Genomic DNA, 15,461 nt, shown 5'->3' on the forward strand with positions numbered 1-15,461 from the left:
TTCCGATTATTTTAATACACTTTCCTTTGATGGCGGTGCAATATTGGCTTCTTGAATAATATATTTAGGTCTTTGCTTGACTTCATAGTATATTCGACCAATGTATTCTCCAACGACCCCTATTGACATTAACTGAATACCACCTATAAAAAGGATGGCTGCTATTGTCGTAAAGTAACCAGGCACAGACACCCCATGCACAATTGTATCAATGAGTAAATAAATAATATAAATCATGCTGACGCCAAAAATGGCCATTCCCAAATAAATCATCGTTCGTAATGGTTTATTATTAAACGAAATCAGCCCATCAATAGCATAATTAAACAAACTTCCAAAAGACCACTTTGATTCTCCTAATTCACGTTCAACATTTTTATAGTGTAGCGTTTTCGTATTGTAACCAATCCATGCGAATAATCCTTTAGAAAAACGATTATATTCTCCCATACTCACTAATGATTGAACGGCACGCTGACTTAACAATCTAAAATCTCCAACACCATCTTCCAGTTCAATATCTTCAACAAAATAATTAATCATTTTGTAATATGTTCGTGTCACCCACTTACGTGACGTGTTTTCGCCATCTCGTGTTCGTTTAGCGATAACTTGATCATATCCCTCATGATAAGCATCAATCATTTTTAAAATCATTTCTGGCGGATGTTGTAAATCTGCATCAATCATGACAACTGCATCGCAATCTACACTATGTTCAAAACCAGCAATCATTGCAGACTCCTTACCAAAATTCCGACTAAATGAAATATATTTAATCTCTTCATGCTTTTGTGACGCTTCTTGTAGGACAAGTAGCGTCTCATCTTGACTTCCATCATCGACAAACAAGATATCATAAGTGTATGAATGATGAATAGCATTTTCTTTGAGTATAGATTGCAATTTATCAATCGTTTGATGCAATACTTCCATTTCGTTATAACACGGAACTATAACTCTTAATTTCATGACATATACCTTCTTTATTTTTTCTCTTTCATTCGACAAAATTGGGACAACTCCCACAAACCATATCACTACTGCATGGATATATTTTAAAGACTATTCAACGCTTCAAACTACATATCTATTGATCTATCTTTAAATACATTAAAAGGTCAGGCTACAAGCATTAATACCACATTGACTCACGAATGATTAGCACTGTTCAAATTTGTCAAACTCGCATTCTTCAACAAAAATGTAACCTATACATAGTGCTTCAATGTACAATTGCTTATACCCCAACCTTACTGATGTAACTCAACTATTTCTTCATATTTTTAAATGTTTGCACTTTTATACATTTACTACACACTTAATCGTCTAACTTTTCTTCATCATCTTCACTGTTTTGTGTACGTGTTTCATGATATTCATAACGTAGTAAGACATGTATAATTTGATGATTTTCTATTTCAGAGATAATCCAACGATCGTATGCTGTATCAACGACGTCATCTTGCTCGATATCCGTATTCTGAGCTTGTAACCATCCTCCAATTGTATCAATATCTTCAGAATCTTTAAACTCAATTTGAAACATCTCTTCAAGATCACTCAACAGTACTCGCCCATTAATTTGAAATGTTTGGTTTTCCAATTCAACGATATCATTAATTTCATCGTCATCAAATTCATCTCTAATCTCGCCAACTATTTCTTCTAAAATATCTTCCATCGTTAAAATACCTGCCGTGCCTCCATATTCGTCAATGATTAAACTCATATGAACATGTTCTCGTTGCATTCTAACAAGGGCGTCACTAATTCTCGTCGATTCAGATATCATCGGTAGCTCATGAATATAATTACTAATTTTAATCGGAACCCCTGAAGCATATTCTGTTAAAAACTCTTTAACATTAATAAACCCTTTGATATGGTCTTTATCTCCATCTTCTGTAATGGGATAACGTGTAAATTGATGCTCCTTAATCGTTTCAAGCAACTCATCAATGTTAAACGGTTCATTTAATGTAATCATTTGCGTTCGTGGTACCATAATATCTTTAGCATGTCGCTCATCAAATGAAAAAATATTTTGCATATATGCTAATTCAGTTTGGTTAATTTCTCCACCATGATAGCTATTGTTCATAATAATTTTTAATTCTTCTTCAGACATCGCATCATTACCTGCATTTGGATCTGCACCAAACATTCTAATAATCAAACGAGCTGAACCATTCATTAACCAAATAAGCGGTTTCATAATGAGCCCAAAGTAATATAGTGGTCGTGCATAAAGTAGCGCAATCTTTTCAGTATATTGAATGGCTAAACTTTTAGGTGCCAACTCACCTATAACAACATGGATATATGTGACAATGATAAAGGCTGTAATCATTGATACTGTTGTCACAATAGGATCTGGTACATTTAACACCTCTATAACAGGATGTAAAATCCGCTCAAATAAAGGCTCTCCTAACCAACCTAATCCTAATGACGTGACTGTAATACCCAGTTGACATGCCGATAAATAGTAATCCAAATTGCTGATCATTTTTTTCACGACACGTGCACTGCCATTTTGCTCAGAAATAAGCTGTTCAATACGAGAAGCTCGCACCTTCACAAGTGCAAATTCTGAACCTACAAATACTGTCGTCAACGCAATTAATGCAAAAAATATAATTAAATAGATAATGGTCGTACTCTCCAATTAGTTCCCTATTAAATAGGGATTCACCTCCGTTATTTTACATCGCTCAAATAGAAAGCGACGGCACTTTAATAATATAAACTTACAATTCAATGCTAAATCCTTCCCATTAGAGCTTCCTCCAGACATAAAAATATTAATTCTATCATATCATATGCATTTGTGAAATGGCACTGTTAACATTACAATTCATAAATATGATACATTCTTAATATTCCTTAAAAAATAAAAAACTGGAACATCAACAGTAGCTAATCTAGGATAACGCTCAATCGTATCCTAAAAAACAGGTTCTATAGTAAATCGGACTGGTGTATAAATAATTTCATTTATTTGATTGTTCCATAAAGCCTCGCTTTTCTAGGCGCCTCAGAAGTCTCGGCTTAGGAAACAATCAAATGTGCTATATTTATTCACACCCCTAAGTTATAAAATATGTTTTACCAACTCAATTTTACTGATTTATGTTGTATTAAAAGAGGTATTAATGTTCAAGACTTTATGATCACACAACGAAAAAGGCGTTAAGCAATCCATTATTGCATAACGCCTTAATTTAATGCGACTAGTCCAATTTGACCGAGAGCCAAAAAACATCGGTTAAGTTCCAGTCTGGTTATTATTTTATTTTTTTATACCAATTGTTCCTTCTTTTTAAGTAATCCATACAATATAGCTCCAACTACAGCTCCAATTAAAATAGCAATGATTGTTAAAACTGCATGTGACGGATCTATACCAAAAATAACAAAGACGCCGCCGTGTGGCGCTTGAATGCGAGAACCGAATAACATTGCAAGACCGCCTGCGATACCTGAACCTATCATCATAGACGGAATCACACGCAACGGGTCTGCTGCAGCAAATGGAATTGCACCTTCTGTAATGAAACTTGCGCCCATAACAATGTTTGGTACAATCGATGCTCTTTGCGCTTTTGTATATTTAGAACGAAAAATCATCATAGATATCGCTATCGCTATTGGAGGTACCATCCCTCCAACCATTGCCGCTGTGATTGGTGCATAGTTACCAGCAGAGAGTGCTGCTGTCCCAAACACGTATGCCGCTTTATTAAATGGGCCTCCCATATCGATGGCCATCATAGCACCTAGTACAATACCTAAAACAACAATATTTGCACCGGATAAGTTGTTCAAACTAGCTGTTAAAGCATGATTGAGCCATGAAGCTGGTGGATTAAATACGTATACCATAAGTAATCCAGTCACTGTGACAGTAATAATTGGATAAATTAACGTCGGTTTTAGGCCTTCCAACATTTGCGGGAAATTTTGGGTCATTGCTTTGATCCCTTGTGTAAGATATCCTGCTAAAAAACCAGCAATAATGCCTCCAATAAAACCGGATCCGCCAGATACAGCTAACATACCACCGACAAGACCTGCTGCAAAACCTGGCTTGTCCGCAATACTTCTTGCAATATACGCCGATAAAATAGGTACAATTAATGCAAAGGCACTTGTATTACCAATTTGCCACAAAACTGCCGCAAATTCATTGAAATGTGAACTTTCAGGTTTCATAGAATCAGGATGTATCATAAACACGATGGCCATTAAAATACCACCAGCTATGACAAGCGGCAACATGTTAGATACACCATTCATTAAATGTTTGTATATCGTTTGGCCTATGCCCAGCTTCTCAGATTGTCTCTCTTGTTGTTGGTGCTGATTGTCAGCTTTAAAGGGGTGTCTTGATGTGTCTAACGCTTGGTTTATTAAATCTTCCGGCCGCTTAATACCATCTGCCACTGGGACTTGAATGACATTCTTTCCATCAAATCGATTCATCTCAACATGAACATCGGCCGCAACAATAACACCTGTAGCACGCGCAATATCTTCATCAGTCAACTTATTTTTGACGCCACTCGCACCATTTGTTTCGACTTTAATTGGTACTCCCATTTGTTCTGCTTGTTTTTTGAGTGCGTCACGCGCCATATACGTGTGGGCAATTCCTGTCGGACAAGCTGTAACGGCTAATACATAAGCATCATCCGCACTGATTTCATTTACTTCTAAAGCACTTTCATCTGTCGCTTCGTCATCCGCTTGATTCATAATCGATAAAATCTCTTCAGGCGTATTTGCTTTTAATAATGCCGAACGCACAGACTCATCCATTAATACACTAGACAACTTTGCTAATGCATCTAAGTGTGTTTTTGCACCTGTTTCAGGCGCTGCTATCATAAAGAAAAGGTGTGCAGGTTGCATATCTAAACTGTCATAATCTACGCCCTCTTTGGACTTACCAAATGCAATTACTGGTGTGGTAACAGCTGCATTTTTAGCATGCGGAATAGCGATTCCTTCACCAACACCTGTTGAACTTTGACGTTCCCGCTCATGAATAGCATCTTTAAATGTTTCAATATCATTTAACTTTCCAGCTTCATTCAATTGTTGTGCTAACGCCTCAATAACCCCATCCTTTGTAGTTGCTGATAAGTCCATGGCTATTGTTTCTTGAGTTAATAATTCAGTAATTCTCATTAAACACCCTCCTCTGTTAATACCTTTACTTCTACTCGTCGCTTAAGTACATCAATTTCTTCTTTATTCGCCAAATCATCTTTAAAGGCTGTCGCAGAGCCCGATGCTATCGCCAATTGTAAAGTACCTTCTAGTGTTTGATGGGTTGCCAATCCTGCGAGAAACCCTGCTACTGTACTGTCACCAGCTCCTACTGTGTTTATAGCTTCTCCCTTTGGTGCAACAATGTGATATGCGCTATCTTGGTCAACATATATTGCGCCATCTCCACCCAATGAAACAAGGACAGACTGGGCACCTTGTTCAATCAGCTTTTGCCCATAGTGAAGAATATCTTGATGGGCCTCAATCTTAACCCCAAACATCTCTTCCAACTCTTTTAAATTAGGCTTAATCATTAAAGGTCTATAGGGCAAAATGGATTGCATTAAATGTTTTTCTGCGTCTACTACAAGCTGTGCCCCTGTTTGCTTAACGATTTCTGCCATTTCCGCGTAGATATCACTAGATAAGCTCGAAGGAATGCTCCCAGCTATAGTGACTATATCTTCCGCTTGCGTCTGTTTAATTTGATTGAATAAAAGGTTACGTTGTTCGTCCGTTACTTTAGGGCCCGGCGCATTAATCTCTGTTTCACAATGATCTTTTAATTTGACGTTCATTCGGGTATCATCATTGACTTGAATAAAATCCGTCTTGATTCCTGCTTCGCCTAACGCTTTTTCTATCATTGCACCGGGATATCCCCCAATAAAACCAAGTGCAGTTGCGTCTACACCTAACTCATGCAAAACCCGTGAGACGTTAATTCCTTTACCGCCCGGAAATTTTTGCGTCGTTTGAGCACGGTTGAGTTCCCCTTCTTCAAACCCTTCCATGTACATGACATAATCAAGTGATGGATTTAATGTAATGGTATATATCATATTTGACCTCCTAAAAATTCATAACGCTCTTCAAAGGCTTGAAATTGTTCTAATTCCATTGTGCTTGGATTGGTTATAATAATCGGTGCCTCGTCAGTTTCATGAATTGATGCAAAGTAAACTTGATTAAACTTTGATTTGTCCGCTAAAACATACGTTTGCTGACCTTGCTTCATGGCCATTTCTTTAATAGAAGCTTCACGTTCATCAGGCGTCGTCAAGCCTCTAACTGGATCAATGCCATTAACACCTAAAAATACTTTGTCAAAGTGATAATTTTGAAGAAAATGAATCGCACGTACACCCACTATTGCAAGCGTATTAGGTTTAACCTCTCCACCAATCATCAGCGTCTTTATATTTTCTGATAATAGCTTTTCAATATGTGTCAATCCATTAGTAACAACAGTAATGTCATGAGCATCAATGTATGAAATCATTTCGAGTGTAGTGGATCCTGCATCCAAATAGATACAATCCCCATCATTAATTAACTCAGCAGCTTGTTGTGCAATTAAAATCTTATCTTCTATATTTTGGGTACGTTTTGCTCCTAATTCGGGCTCTTCTGTATAATGTACTAATTTCGCCCCACCATGAACACGTGTTAATTTTCCTTCCTTTTGAAGCTTTGTTAAATCACGTCGTATCGTTGAAGCACTACTATGTGTGTTATTCATTAGTTGTTGTAATGTTAAAAATTGATGCTGTGATAAAGCATCCAAAATCAGTTTATGCCGTTTATCTGTTAACATAAATCCACCTCATTTCACCCCAATTATAATGAATGCGTTTTCAAAAATCAATCAATTTCACTCAACTTCAATCATTTTCATTCTCATTTAACTAAAAAATATTATATTTCAATCATTTTCATCCAAATATTCTAATATCATATACGTGTATGCCTTTTGATTAAGATAAACCTCATACAAAAAACGTTAGTGATAAAAGGTGTATCGAGATTGTCTCGTTTAAACCTTCACTAACGTTCTTTTTTCATTAATATTCATTTGGCACTATCACAGATGCTACTTTTGCTTTGCTCATTTCAATTAAATTCTGTGGCGCTAATCCCATCTGAACACCTCTATGTCCACCGCTAACAAACACTTCTTCTAATTGAACGATTGTTTCATCAATAACTGTTGGAAAGTGTGTTTTCATCCCAATAGGCGAACACCCACCTCTAATGTATCCCGTCACTTTTTTGAGATCGTGCATAGGCATTAATTGCAATTTTTTCTCATTAACTGTTGCAGCAGCTTTTTTCATATCTAAATGTGCTAAAATCGGAATGACAAATACAAAATGTTCATGCTTATCATTTTCTAATACTAATGTTTTGAAGATATGATTTACGTCAACTTGAATTCGCTCTGCTACCTGTAGTCCTTCTAGGTGAGTCTCTGCATCAACGTCAAACGTGCGCATGTCGTATTTAATTTTAGCTTTGTCGAGTTGGCGCATCGCATTTGTTTTTTTCGTCTTCATCGATTTACATCCTCTCTACACTTATAATGTCATCATTCGTTTAGCGACTTGTTCATCTGTTTGTGGCTGATCATACCCCATTAATTGTTGCGTCATCGATTGATGATTCACATGCTTTTTATTTAAAATGACATCACTAACTGTCTCTGCATTTGAAGCAACCCGGTCGATATTTGAAAGTGATTCAATATCAAAGTAAAAACCAACTTCTTGTTTATAATCATCCACATCTTCTGTTAACACAATAATCGGACAATTCAGGTGTGCATAATCAAAGATAGCAGAAGAATAATCGGTAATTAAAGCATCAGAAATTATATATAGCTCTTGAATATCAACAAGGCTATTGTCAAAGCAGTGTATGCGCGGATGCATATTTTGGTAGACTTTTTGCATGTGTCCTTCATTCGGATGGAGTTTAACAAGGATATCATAATTTTCAGGTAATAGACCTACTAGCGCCTTTAAATCTAGTTCAGAAACAGTATGTCTCTCCCCTTTACGCCAAGTTGGACAGAAAAGAATATAGCGTTTAGATGTGTCTTTGGTCAATAAATATTTTTCTTGAATATTTGAACGCTTTTCTTCATCATTTTGAAGTAATACACTATTCCTAGGTGCTCCATCATTCCAAATTACTAATTGCGGATGTTGCTTTAAGTTAAAGGCTGATGTAATCAGTGATTCATAATACTGCGATGACGATAATACGACATCCCATTTTAGCATTCTAGGTTGAAACATTTTTGATTGGTTCATACGTTCAGTCGAATCATTTAAATCATTGACCATTCGTTTCATTGGAAAGCCATGCCATGTTTGAATGACTTTTTGATCTGGGTGTTTTGTCAATCTATCCCATAAATTGCCATTGATTACGATATATCGACATTGTTCAAAAGCTTTAACATATGCTTTAGATCCGAACCGTACTGGTGTCATTTGATATGATCTAATCTCCATATCTACAAGTGCGTTAACTGAGCTCACGTAGATATGAGTATCAGGATAAAGACGTTGTACAGCTAAAGCAATATACTTAGGGTCTCCCGAAAAATTCTTCCCATGAAAAGACTCAATAAACACATGCTTTGCCGAGACCTGTCGCTTACGGTTTCGATATGTTTTGATGTTTGATTCAACTTTAAATAAAACGCTTCTCCCTTTTTGATATCCTTTGAATAATAAATTGTTTTGGGGTTTCGGGATATGGGGCGTTAAACGTTTCATACGTTTAATCGTACGTCCAATCACTCCTAAATAATAATAACGGTTAGCGCTCTTTTGAGGCTTTGTTATAGCGTCTTGATGGTGCTCTTCAGCTAATGACATGGTACGTTGAATCAAATTTTCCACACTATTATCCTTTGAAAATTGACGCTTAAACTGTTCAACGTCTGCTGTACGTTCAGATTGACTGTATGTTTTTTCAAACATCTCTTTTAATATATGGTAATCATCGTCAAGGTTTTTATTCATAAAACTTACAGCATAAAATGATTTATAAATAGATGCCAATACGCCGTCATCACCAGGATAAATGCACGCTCTATTGCCACTTCCTATTGCTTCTAATATTGAATACCCTAACGTTTCATAGAAAGACGTAGATAGATAAATATAGTCTTTCGGTATCGGTGTGTTAATATGAACATTGGTTTCTAATTGATAATATTGAATTAAGGTTTCATATAGCTCTAATGACGGCCCATAACCTTGCAAGTACAAATGCACTTGATGCTCACCCTTAATATGAACGATATACCTCATTAATCGAAGCGCATAAGATATGTCCTTCACTTGATCCTCAAACCGAGCTTTAATCATTAAATTTTGAGTGCGTTCCACTGGAAAAGGATTGAGTTCAATGTGATTGGTATTGACATACATTGGAAAAACAAATGGATATTCAAATCGCGCCTTAAATGCTTCAGCAATCTCAGGTGTACTCACACGTACCGCATCGATTGTCTCTAAAGCAAGATCTTCAGATTCCGCTATCATATTCAGCGGACCGTGTATTTCCCCTAAAATCGTTATATGATTTTGATAATACTTCACCTCTCGAGATAAATGAAAGAAATCTTCTCTCGTTAAAATGAGCATATCTGCATCAACAATAGATTTTAAGCCTTTGAAAGTAATCATATTGACTTTTTTTAGAAATGCGCCTGATTCCGAAACAAACTTATTAAGGTGACTTTGTCGAAATCCAACATAATTGATGTAAGTCACTTCATGGCCTGCTTCTATCAATGCTCGCATCATATTGAGATTACTGCGACTCGTCCCTCCTTTTTGGAAGATATGATAGCCTAATATTTTGATATGCATATTTTATCCGCCTCTCAATCTTGTCATGACGTATCCGTCTAGTCTATGTCGTTTTATTTCGATTCAATCCTTTTTCTATCCAAATGACACCACAACCTAATAACATAAATAGAATAGACATCATTAAAGGATATTCAATATTCACATCATATAAACCGCCTGCAATGAGCGGTCCAATAAAATTACCCATACTCGTAAAAGTTGAATTAAGTCCTCCTGCAAAGCCTTGTCTATGACCCGCAATATTTGAAAAGTAATTGGTCAACGCTGGTCTTATTAAATCAAACCCAATAAAAACAATAAAACAAATCAGCATGACATGCCAATACGCATGTGCATAAATCAATAAAAGTAAAATGACCGCTGAATAAATAAGCGCATATACAATGAAAGTGAGCTCACTCATAAATTGAATTAACTTATCAAATAAGAAGATTTGAAAGATGGCCCCCACTATACCTCCTCCTGTAATTGCAATTGAAATATCAGCAGGTTGAAAATTCATTTTATCTGCAGTATATAATGGAAATAAAGTCTCAAAAGCAGATAATCCAAATGCTAAGATTAGCGTTAATATGGCAGGTGTAATAAACATTTTAATGTTCAGCTTTTCAAGATGATGACTATCAAATTGTGGAAACCCTTGTGTTGTTTCACGCTTTGATTTATGCACAAAAGCAACTGTCCCAATAAAAGCTAAAAGCCCTAAAATCCCTGCAAATAAAAAGGGCAGACGATGTGAAATTTCGCCTAGAAAACCTCCTGCACCAGGACCTAATATAAAGCCAGCTGAAATAATGGCAGACATATAGCCAAAGTTTCGTGCTTTATCTTTTGCAGGCGATAAATCAGCAATCAAACCCGTTACACCAGGCATAACCATTCCCGCACTCATCCCGCCTAATACACGAGAAATGATAAGCAAATTAAAAGTATCTGCTATAGCAAATAAAAACTCCGACACACTAAATAAAATCAGTCCTATACAAATAATTAACTTCTTACCAAGTTTATCTGCAAGTGTACCTCCAAATGGGGAAATAATCATTTGTGCAAGTGCAAATGCTGCGACTAACACACCCAAATCTGTTCCCGTTAATCCTAAATCTTTCAAATAGACTGGCAATACCGGAATGACAAGTCCAATACCGAGGAACACTAAAAAGATGTTTAAATATAAAACAATAAATTGTTTGTTCACACAATCATCCTCCTCTATTAGACATTAAAATATTAGAACATTATATAACATCTCAAACATTTAATAAAGTTCACAACTCAAAAATGTAAAAACAACTATAAAATAGAATATGGTACATAGATTAACTTCAAACTATGAAAATATTTGAAACTTATAAATTATCATTGTATGCTAAAAGCCTCATCGCTTGAGGAGGTGTTAATCGTGAGAGCACGACATATCGTTCGTCTCATGTATATTATACTATTAACTACTATTTTTATTTTACCTAATTATTTCAAGTTCACATTGTTAAATATGACACTTGCCTATATTCCATTAGAGCTCGCTTTTTTATTAAGACTCTTTGTGCCACGACGTTGGTTCGAATGGCCGCTCTTTATCATTTATCTTTGTATTTTTACTTTAATGTTGCCGAATACGTTTTACATGCTCACCGATTTAATTCATTTAAATCAATTTAATTTCGCCTTTTTATCAGGGCTTGTTTTAACAGAATGGATTCACTTTACGATACCTATTACTTGCCGTAATGTTTGCAATGCTTTGTTATGTTCTAACAATCAATGAATTAAACCAACTCCCCTTTTCAAAAAGGACACGTATCAGTATCGTTACTATGATTCTGTTTTTAAATGGTCTAGGCATCTATGTCGGACGTTTTCTACGTTTTCACAGTGTGCATATCATTAATAATCCCTTTTCAATAATATGGTCTACTTTAAAATCGATTCATGCAGAGGCTATCTTATTTATTTTGATGATAACACTTTTACAAGCCTTTCTTTTATTATGTGCGAAAGGAGTACGTATGAAATCATGAATACGCTATTCATTTTTATATGCATGATAATGGCATTACAACTTTGTATAAGCTTTTTACTTTATCAAATTGATTGGCCTTTAATGTGGTGTTTGTTGTTAATTCTTTTACCTTTTGGAATAGGATTGTTTCTCATTCAAATCTTTTATTACGAACGTTATTATCCAAATTGGAAAGTCCCTTTCAAAACAAAAATACTTTTGAAATACATGTATATATTGACACTTTTTCAGTTTGTTGGCTTGTATTTAATGCTATTTGTTTTTTAAATTATCATAGACCTATTATTTTTTGTTATAAAATACGACATCATACTTTGTTCTTAACACAATTAAAAGTATACTTGTACAATATACAGTATTAAAAAATTAAGTTTATTGACTTAAAGGAGGTCAACTATGCAACGTTTTCATTCAGATAAGGTCGCTTGGCGAGATTTATGGGCATTTTTAGTTTACGTTATAGTTAGTGTTTTTTTGATTCCATTCATTTTTCATCTCTTTAGACCCTCTAGCCAAAGTCTTTCGAGTCCACTCATTCTAAATATGATGGGGATTATGACCGCACTTGCTGTGATTTCATACTTGGCATGGTCTCATAGACATCAACTACGTGAACAGATCAAAGTTCATTTAAGATATTTAAAAGGATCTTTTAAGCTGATTATTTTAGCTTACATACTTTATATGGTTGCTAATGCAATCACTACAGCGTTAATGAACTTTTTACCTGAACAATGGCAATTCACTAACACTGGTAATCAAGAGGCAATCAAAATCTTATTTGAAGATCCTAAAATTTTGCCTGTTGTTTTCATTAACATTGCTATTCTCACACCTATTATGGAAGAGTTATTATTTAGACATATTATCATCGGAGAATTAGGTAAGAAATTAGGGTTTATTGTCATGGGAGTTGTTTCAATCATCTTTTTTGCTGGCATGCATCTCATTCTAGCAGTTTCCCCATTTGAAGCTATACCATACTTATTAATGGCAACAATGTTTGTGGTGATTTATATCAAAAGTGGTCGTAACATTGCAGTTTCAATTGCTTCACATATGCTTGTTAATACGGTAGCGTTTATTGCCCTTGTTGTGCAATCCTATAGCTAAATAAATGAAGAGTATGATCGTAAAACGTCTCTTTTGAATCGACAATTTTGCATCTTACTCTTCATTTAAGTTATTATCTTTCTTTTGATTCACCTTTTAATGTTGCTCTTACTTTTTCCACTGCTTTTGCTGAATCTTGGAATTGTTTTTGTTCTGACGCGCTTAATTCTAATTCAATAATACGTTCTACACCTTTTGCGCCTAGTATGGTTGGTACGCCAATGTATAGACCGTTTAATCCATACTCCCCATCACAATAAGCAATTGTCGGTATCAATCGCTTCTGATCCATTAATATAGCTTCAATCATTTCATAAATGGCTGCTGACGGAGCATAATAAGCTGAGCCATCTCCAAGTAGTTGAACAATTTCAGCACCACCTTTTCGTGTACGGCTGACAATCTGATCAATATTATCTTGCGACATGAGCTCATGAAGCGGGACTCCATTGACATAACTATGTCTCACTAGAGGTACCATTGTATCACCGTGACCTCCTAAGACGATGGCTGTTACATCAGTGACTGCAATGTTTAAATCTTTTGCAACAAAAGTTCTAAATCTCGCTGTATCGAGGACCCCTGATTGTCCTATGACACGATGACTCGGAAATCCTGATGCACGATATACTGCATATGTCATAGCATCAACTGGATTAGTTAATACGATAATCGTACAATGCGGCGAATATTGAACAATCTTTTCTGTTACCTCTTTCATTACTTGCTCATTCGTTTGCACTAAATCATCACGACTCATTCCAGGTTGGCGCGGTACTCCTGCTGTAATAACAACTATGTCTGAATTAGATGTGTCACTATAGTCAACCGTCGCCTTAACATCTGTCTTAAAACCTAAAATAGCACTACTTTGTAAGATATCTAACGCCTTACCTTTCATAGCATTTTCATTTTTGTCTCTATCTACTAAAACGACATCAGCTATCCCTCTCATCGCCGTAATAAATGCTAACGTTGCACCCGTATGCCCAGAACCTATAATGGATACCTTTTTACGTTTCATATGTTTCAATCCCCCTATCATTTAATCAATTCTATTATAACATTAAAACGTAAAGAAAACGCCTTCAAAATGAAAGCGTTTCCCTAGTCTTTATTATGGCATTTTAAACATCATATATAGTAAAAAAGCAACTGCTAAAGACATGCATAATGTCATTACTAATAAATACAAAGTCGTACGTCCATATTTAAATAAAAAGGCAATAAACATTGCAATGACATTGTATACTGTAAAAATAGCAAAAAAGGTAACAAGCACAACTGGGATCGGTGAAAAAATGAAAACCAGTGCAATAATGATGCCGAATATGATATACGGTATTGCTATTAAATTACGCTCAAACCGACTTCTTTTTAATCTCTCAGTGTCATTCATTAAAATTTCTCCTTTTGATATACTGGCATGATTGATCTATATGATTATTACGAGTGTGATTTACGGAATATCATAACCTTGTGCTGCTGTATAAATATCAAACCACTCTTGATCATGCAAATCAATATCAAGTCCTTCAATAGCTTGTTCAACACGTTCAATTTGACTGGTTCCTAAGATTGGCATTATTTGAGCAGGATGTCTTTTGAACCATGCACTGATAATAGCACCTACCGATGTACTATGTGCCTCAGCAATCCTTTTAAGCACAGGCATAACTCGTTTTGACTTCTTATCTTGGCTGTCAAATAATTTTCCTCCTGCAAAAGGTCCCCACGCCATAATCTTCACATTTTCTTTATACATATCGTCTAGCAATCCGTTTTGGAATGCATCGAGATGATAAGGTGACATTTCAATTTGATTCACCGCAATATGGAACTTATCATCTTTGAGGCAGTTATTTAATAACTCATACTGTGAACGCTGAAAATTAGAGACCCCGAATGATAAAATTTTACCTTCTTCAACCAAATCTTTTAACGCATCCGTAATTTGACAAGGTTGCATGAGTGGGGACGGTCTATGTATGAGCAAACTATCAATATAATCCACATTCAATTGTTTCAACGAACGTTCAACTGAGCGCTTTATGTGACTTTTACTTACATCATATCGGTGGCTTGATTGATCTTTAAAAATCGTATTAGGCTGTACAATCCCACACTTTGTCACAATTTCTATCTCTTCTCGTAAATGAGGCGAATGTTTTAATGCATCACCAAACATACCTTCTACAGTGTAATGACCATAAATATCCGCATGATCCATCGTTGTAACACCATTTTCAACCAGTTGATTCAAAAAACGATTCATTTCTTGGCTCGCCATTTTCCATTGTTCTGCATGGAAAAAACCTTGAATGATTCTAGAATATTCAACATGTTGGTTAATTTGAATACGTTCCATAGCT

Annotated in this window: 12 protein-coding genes and 1 pseudogene; 2 read left to right on the forward strand and 11 right to left on the reverse strand. The window is 35.6% G+C overall.

Annotation, left to right across the window (positions count from 1 at the left end; all coding sequences use genetic code 11):
- Positions 1-6: 6 nt before the first annotated feature.
- The 8 genes from C7J90_RS01210 to norA all read right to left on the reverse strand — a co-directional run bounded on the left by C7J90_RS01210 (position 7) and on the right by norA (position 11,151).
- On the reverse strand, positions 7-972 hold the full coding sequence (locus tag C7J90_RS01210; RefSeq protein ID WP_103210692.1) for a glycosyltransferase family 2 protein: 966 nt from the start codon (positions 970-972) through the stop codon (positions 7-9).
- Positions 973-1,321: 349 nt separating this feature from the next.
- On the reverse strand, positions 1,322-2,671 hold the full coding sequence (locus C7J90_RS01215) for a hemolysin family protein (protein WP_103210694.1): 1,350 nt from the start codon (positions 2,669-2,671) through the stop codon (positions 1,322-1,324).
- 632 nt (positions 2,672-3,303) lie between these two features.
- Positions 3,304-5,196 carry a PTS fructose transporter subunit IIABC gene (locus C7J90_RS01220; RefSeq protein WP_103209622.1) on the reverse strand — a complete coding sequence of 631 codons (1,893 nt, stop codon included), beginning with the start codon at positions 5,194-5,196 and terminating at the stop codon, positions 3,304-3,306.
- Positions 5,196-6,122: a 1-phosphofructokinase gene (gene pfkB, locus C7J90_RS01225; protein WP_103209624.1), complete on the reverse strand. Its 927-nt coding sequence runs from the start codon at positions 6,120-6,122 to the stop codon at positions 5,196-5,198. The genes C7J90_RS01220 and pfkB overlap by 1 nt, the downstream gene beginning before the upstream one ends.
- The gene (locus C7J90_RS01230) at positions 6,119-6,877 is read right to left on the reverse strand and encodes a DeoR/GlpR family DNA-binding transcription regulator (protein WP_103209626.1); all 759 of its coding nucleotides are present in this window, start codon (positions 6,875-6,877) and stop codon (positions 6,119-6,121) included. The genes pfkB and C7J90_RS01230 overlap by 4 nt, the downstream gene beginning before the upstream one ends.
- Before the next feature lie 247 nt (positions 6,878-7,124).
- On the reverse strand, positions 7,125-7,616 hold the full coding sequence (gene ybaK, locus C7J90_RS01235; protein ID WP_103209628.1) for a Cys-tRNA(Pro) deacylase: 492 nt from the start codon (positions 7,614-7,616) through the stop codon (positions 7,125-7,127).
- Positions 7,617-7,637: 21 nt separating this feature from the next.
- On the reverse strand, positions 7,638-9,950 hold the full coding sequence (locus C7J90_RS01240; RefSeq protein ID WP_103209629.1) for a CDP-glycerol glycerophosphotransferase family protein: 2,313 nt from the start codon (positions 9,948-9,950) through the stop codon (positions 7,638-7,640).
- A gap of 43 nt (positions 9,951-9,993) precedes the next feature.
- Positions 9,994-11,151 (reverse strand): multidrug efflux MFS transporter NorA, encoded by a 1,158-nt coding sequence (norA, locus tag C7J90_RS01245; RefSeq protein WP_103209631.1) that lies wholly within the window; start codon positions 11,149-11,151, stop codon positions 9,994-9,996.
- A 204-nt stretch (positions 11,152-11,355) separates the two neighbouring features.
- On the opposite strand from norA, the pseudogene C7J90_RS01250 reads away from it, so the two are divergent.
- Positions 11,356-11,974 (forward strand): annotated as a pseudogene (locus tag C7J90_RS01250) (DUF1361 domain-containing protein).
- A 398-nt stretch (positions 11,975-12,372) separates the two neighbouring features.
- The gene (locus C7J90_RS01260) at positions 12,373-13,089 is read left to right on the forward strand and encodes a CPBP family intramembrane glutamic endopeptidase (protein ID WP_103207425.1); all 717 of its coding nucleotides are present in this window, start codon (positions 12,373-12,375) and stop codon (positions 13,087-13,089) included.
- 73 nt (positions 13,090-13,162) lie between these two features.
- Here the strand turns inward: C7J90_RS01260 and mdh are convergent, their stop codons facing one another.
- From mdh to C7J90_RS01275, 3 genes are all read right to left on the reverse strand, one after another.
- The gene (gene mdh / locus C7J90_RS01265; protein WP_103207424.1) at positions 13,163-14,113 is read right to left on the reverse strand and encodes a malate dehydrogenase; all 951 of its coding nucleotides are present in this window, start codon (positions 14,111-14,113) and stop codon (positions 13,163-13,165) included.
- 93 nt (positions 14,114-14,206) lie between these two features.
- Positions 14,207-14,488 carry a hypothetical protein gene (locus C7J90_RS01270; RefSeq protein WP_103207422.1) on the reverse strand — a complete coding sequence of 94 codons (282 nt, stop codon included), beginning with the start codon at positions 14,486-14,488 and terminating at the stop codon, positions 14,207-14,209.
- 60 nt (positions 14,489-14,548) lie between these two features.
- Entirely contained in the window at positions 14,549-15,457 is a 909-nt protein-coding gene (locus C7J90_RS01275) for an aldo/keto reductase (protein ID WP_103207420.1), read from the reverse strand.
- Positions 15,458-15,461 lie beyond the last annotated feature (4 nt).

This window comes from Staphylococcus felis, assembly GCF_003012915.1.
GTDB lineage: Bacteria > Bacillota > Bacilli > Staphylococcales > Staphylococcaceae > Staphylococcus > Staphylococcus felis.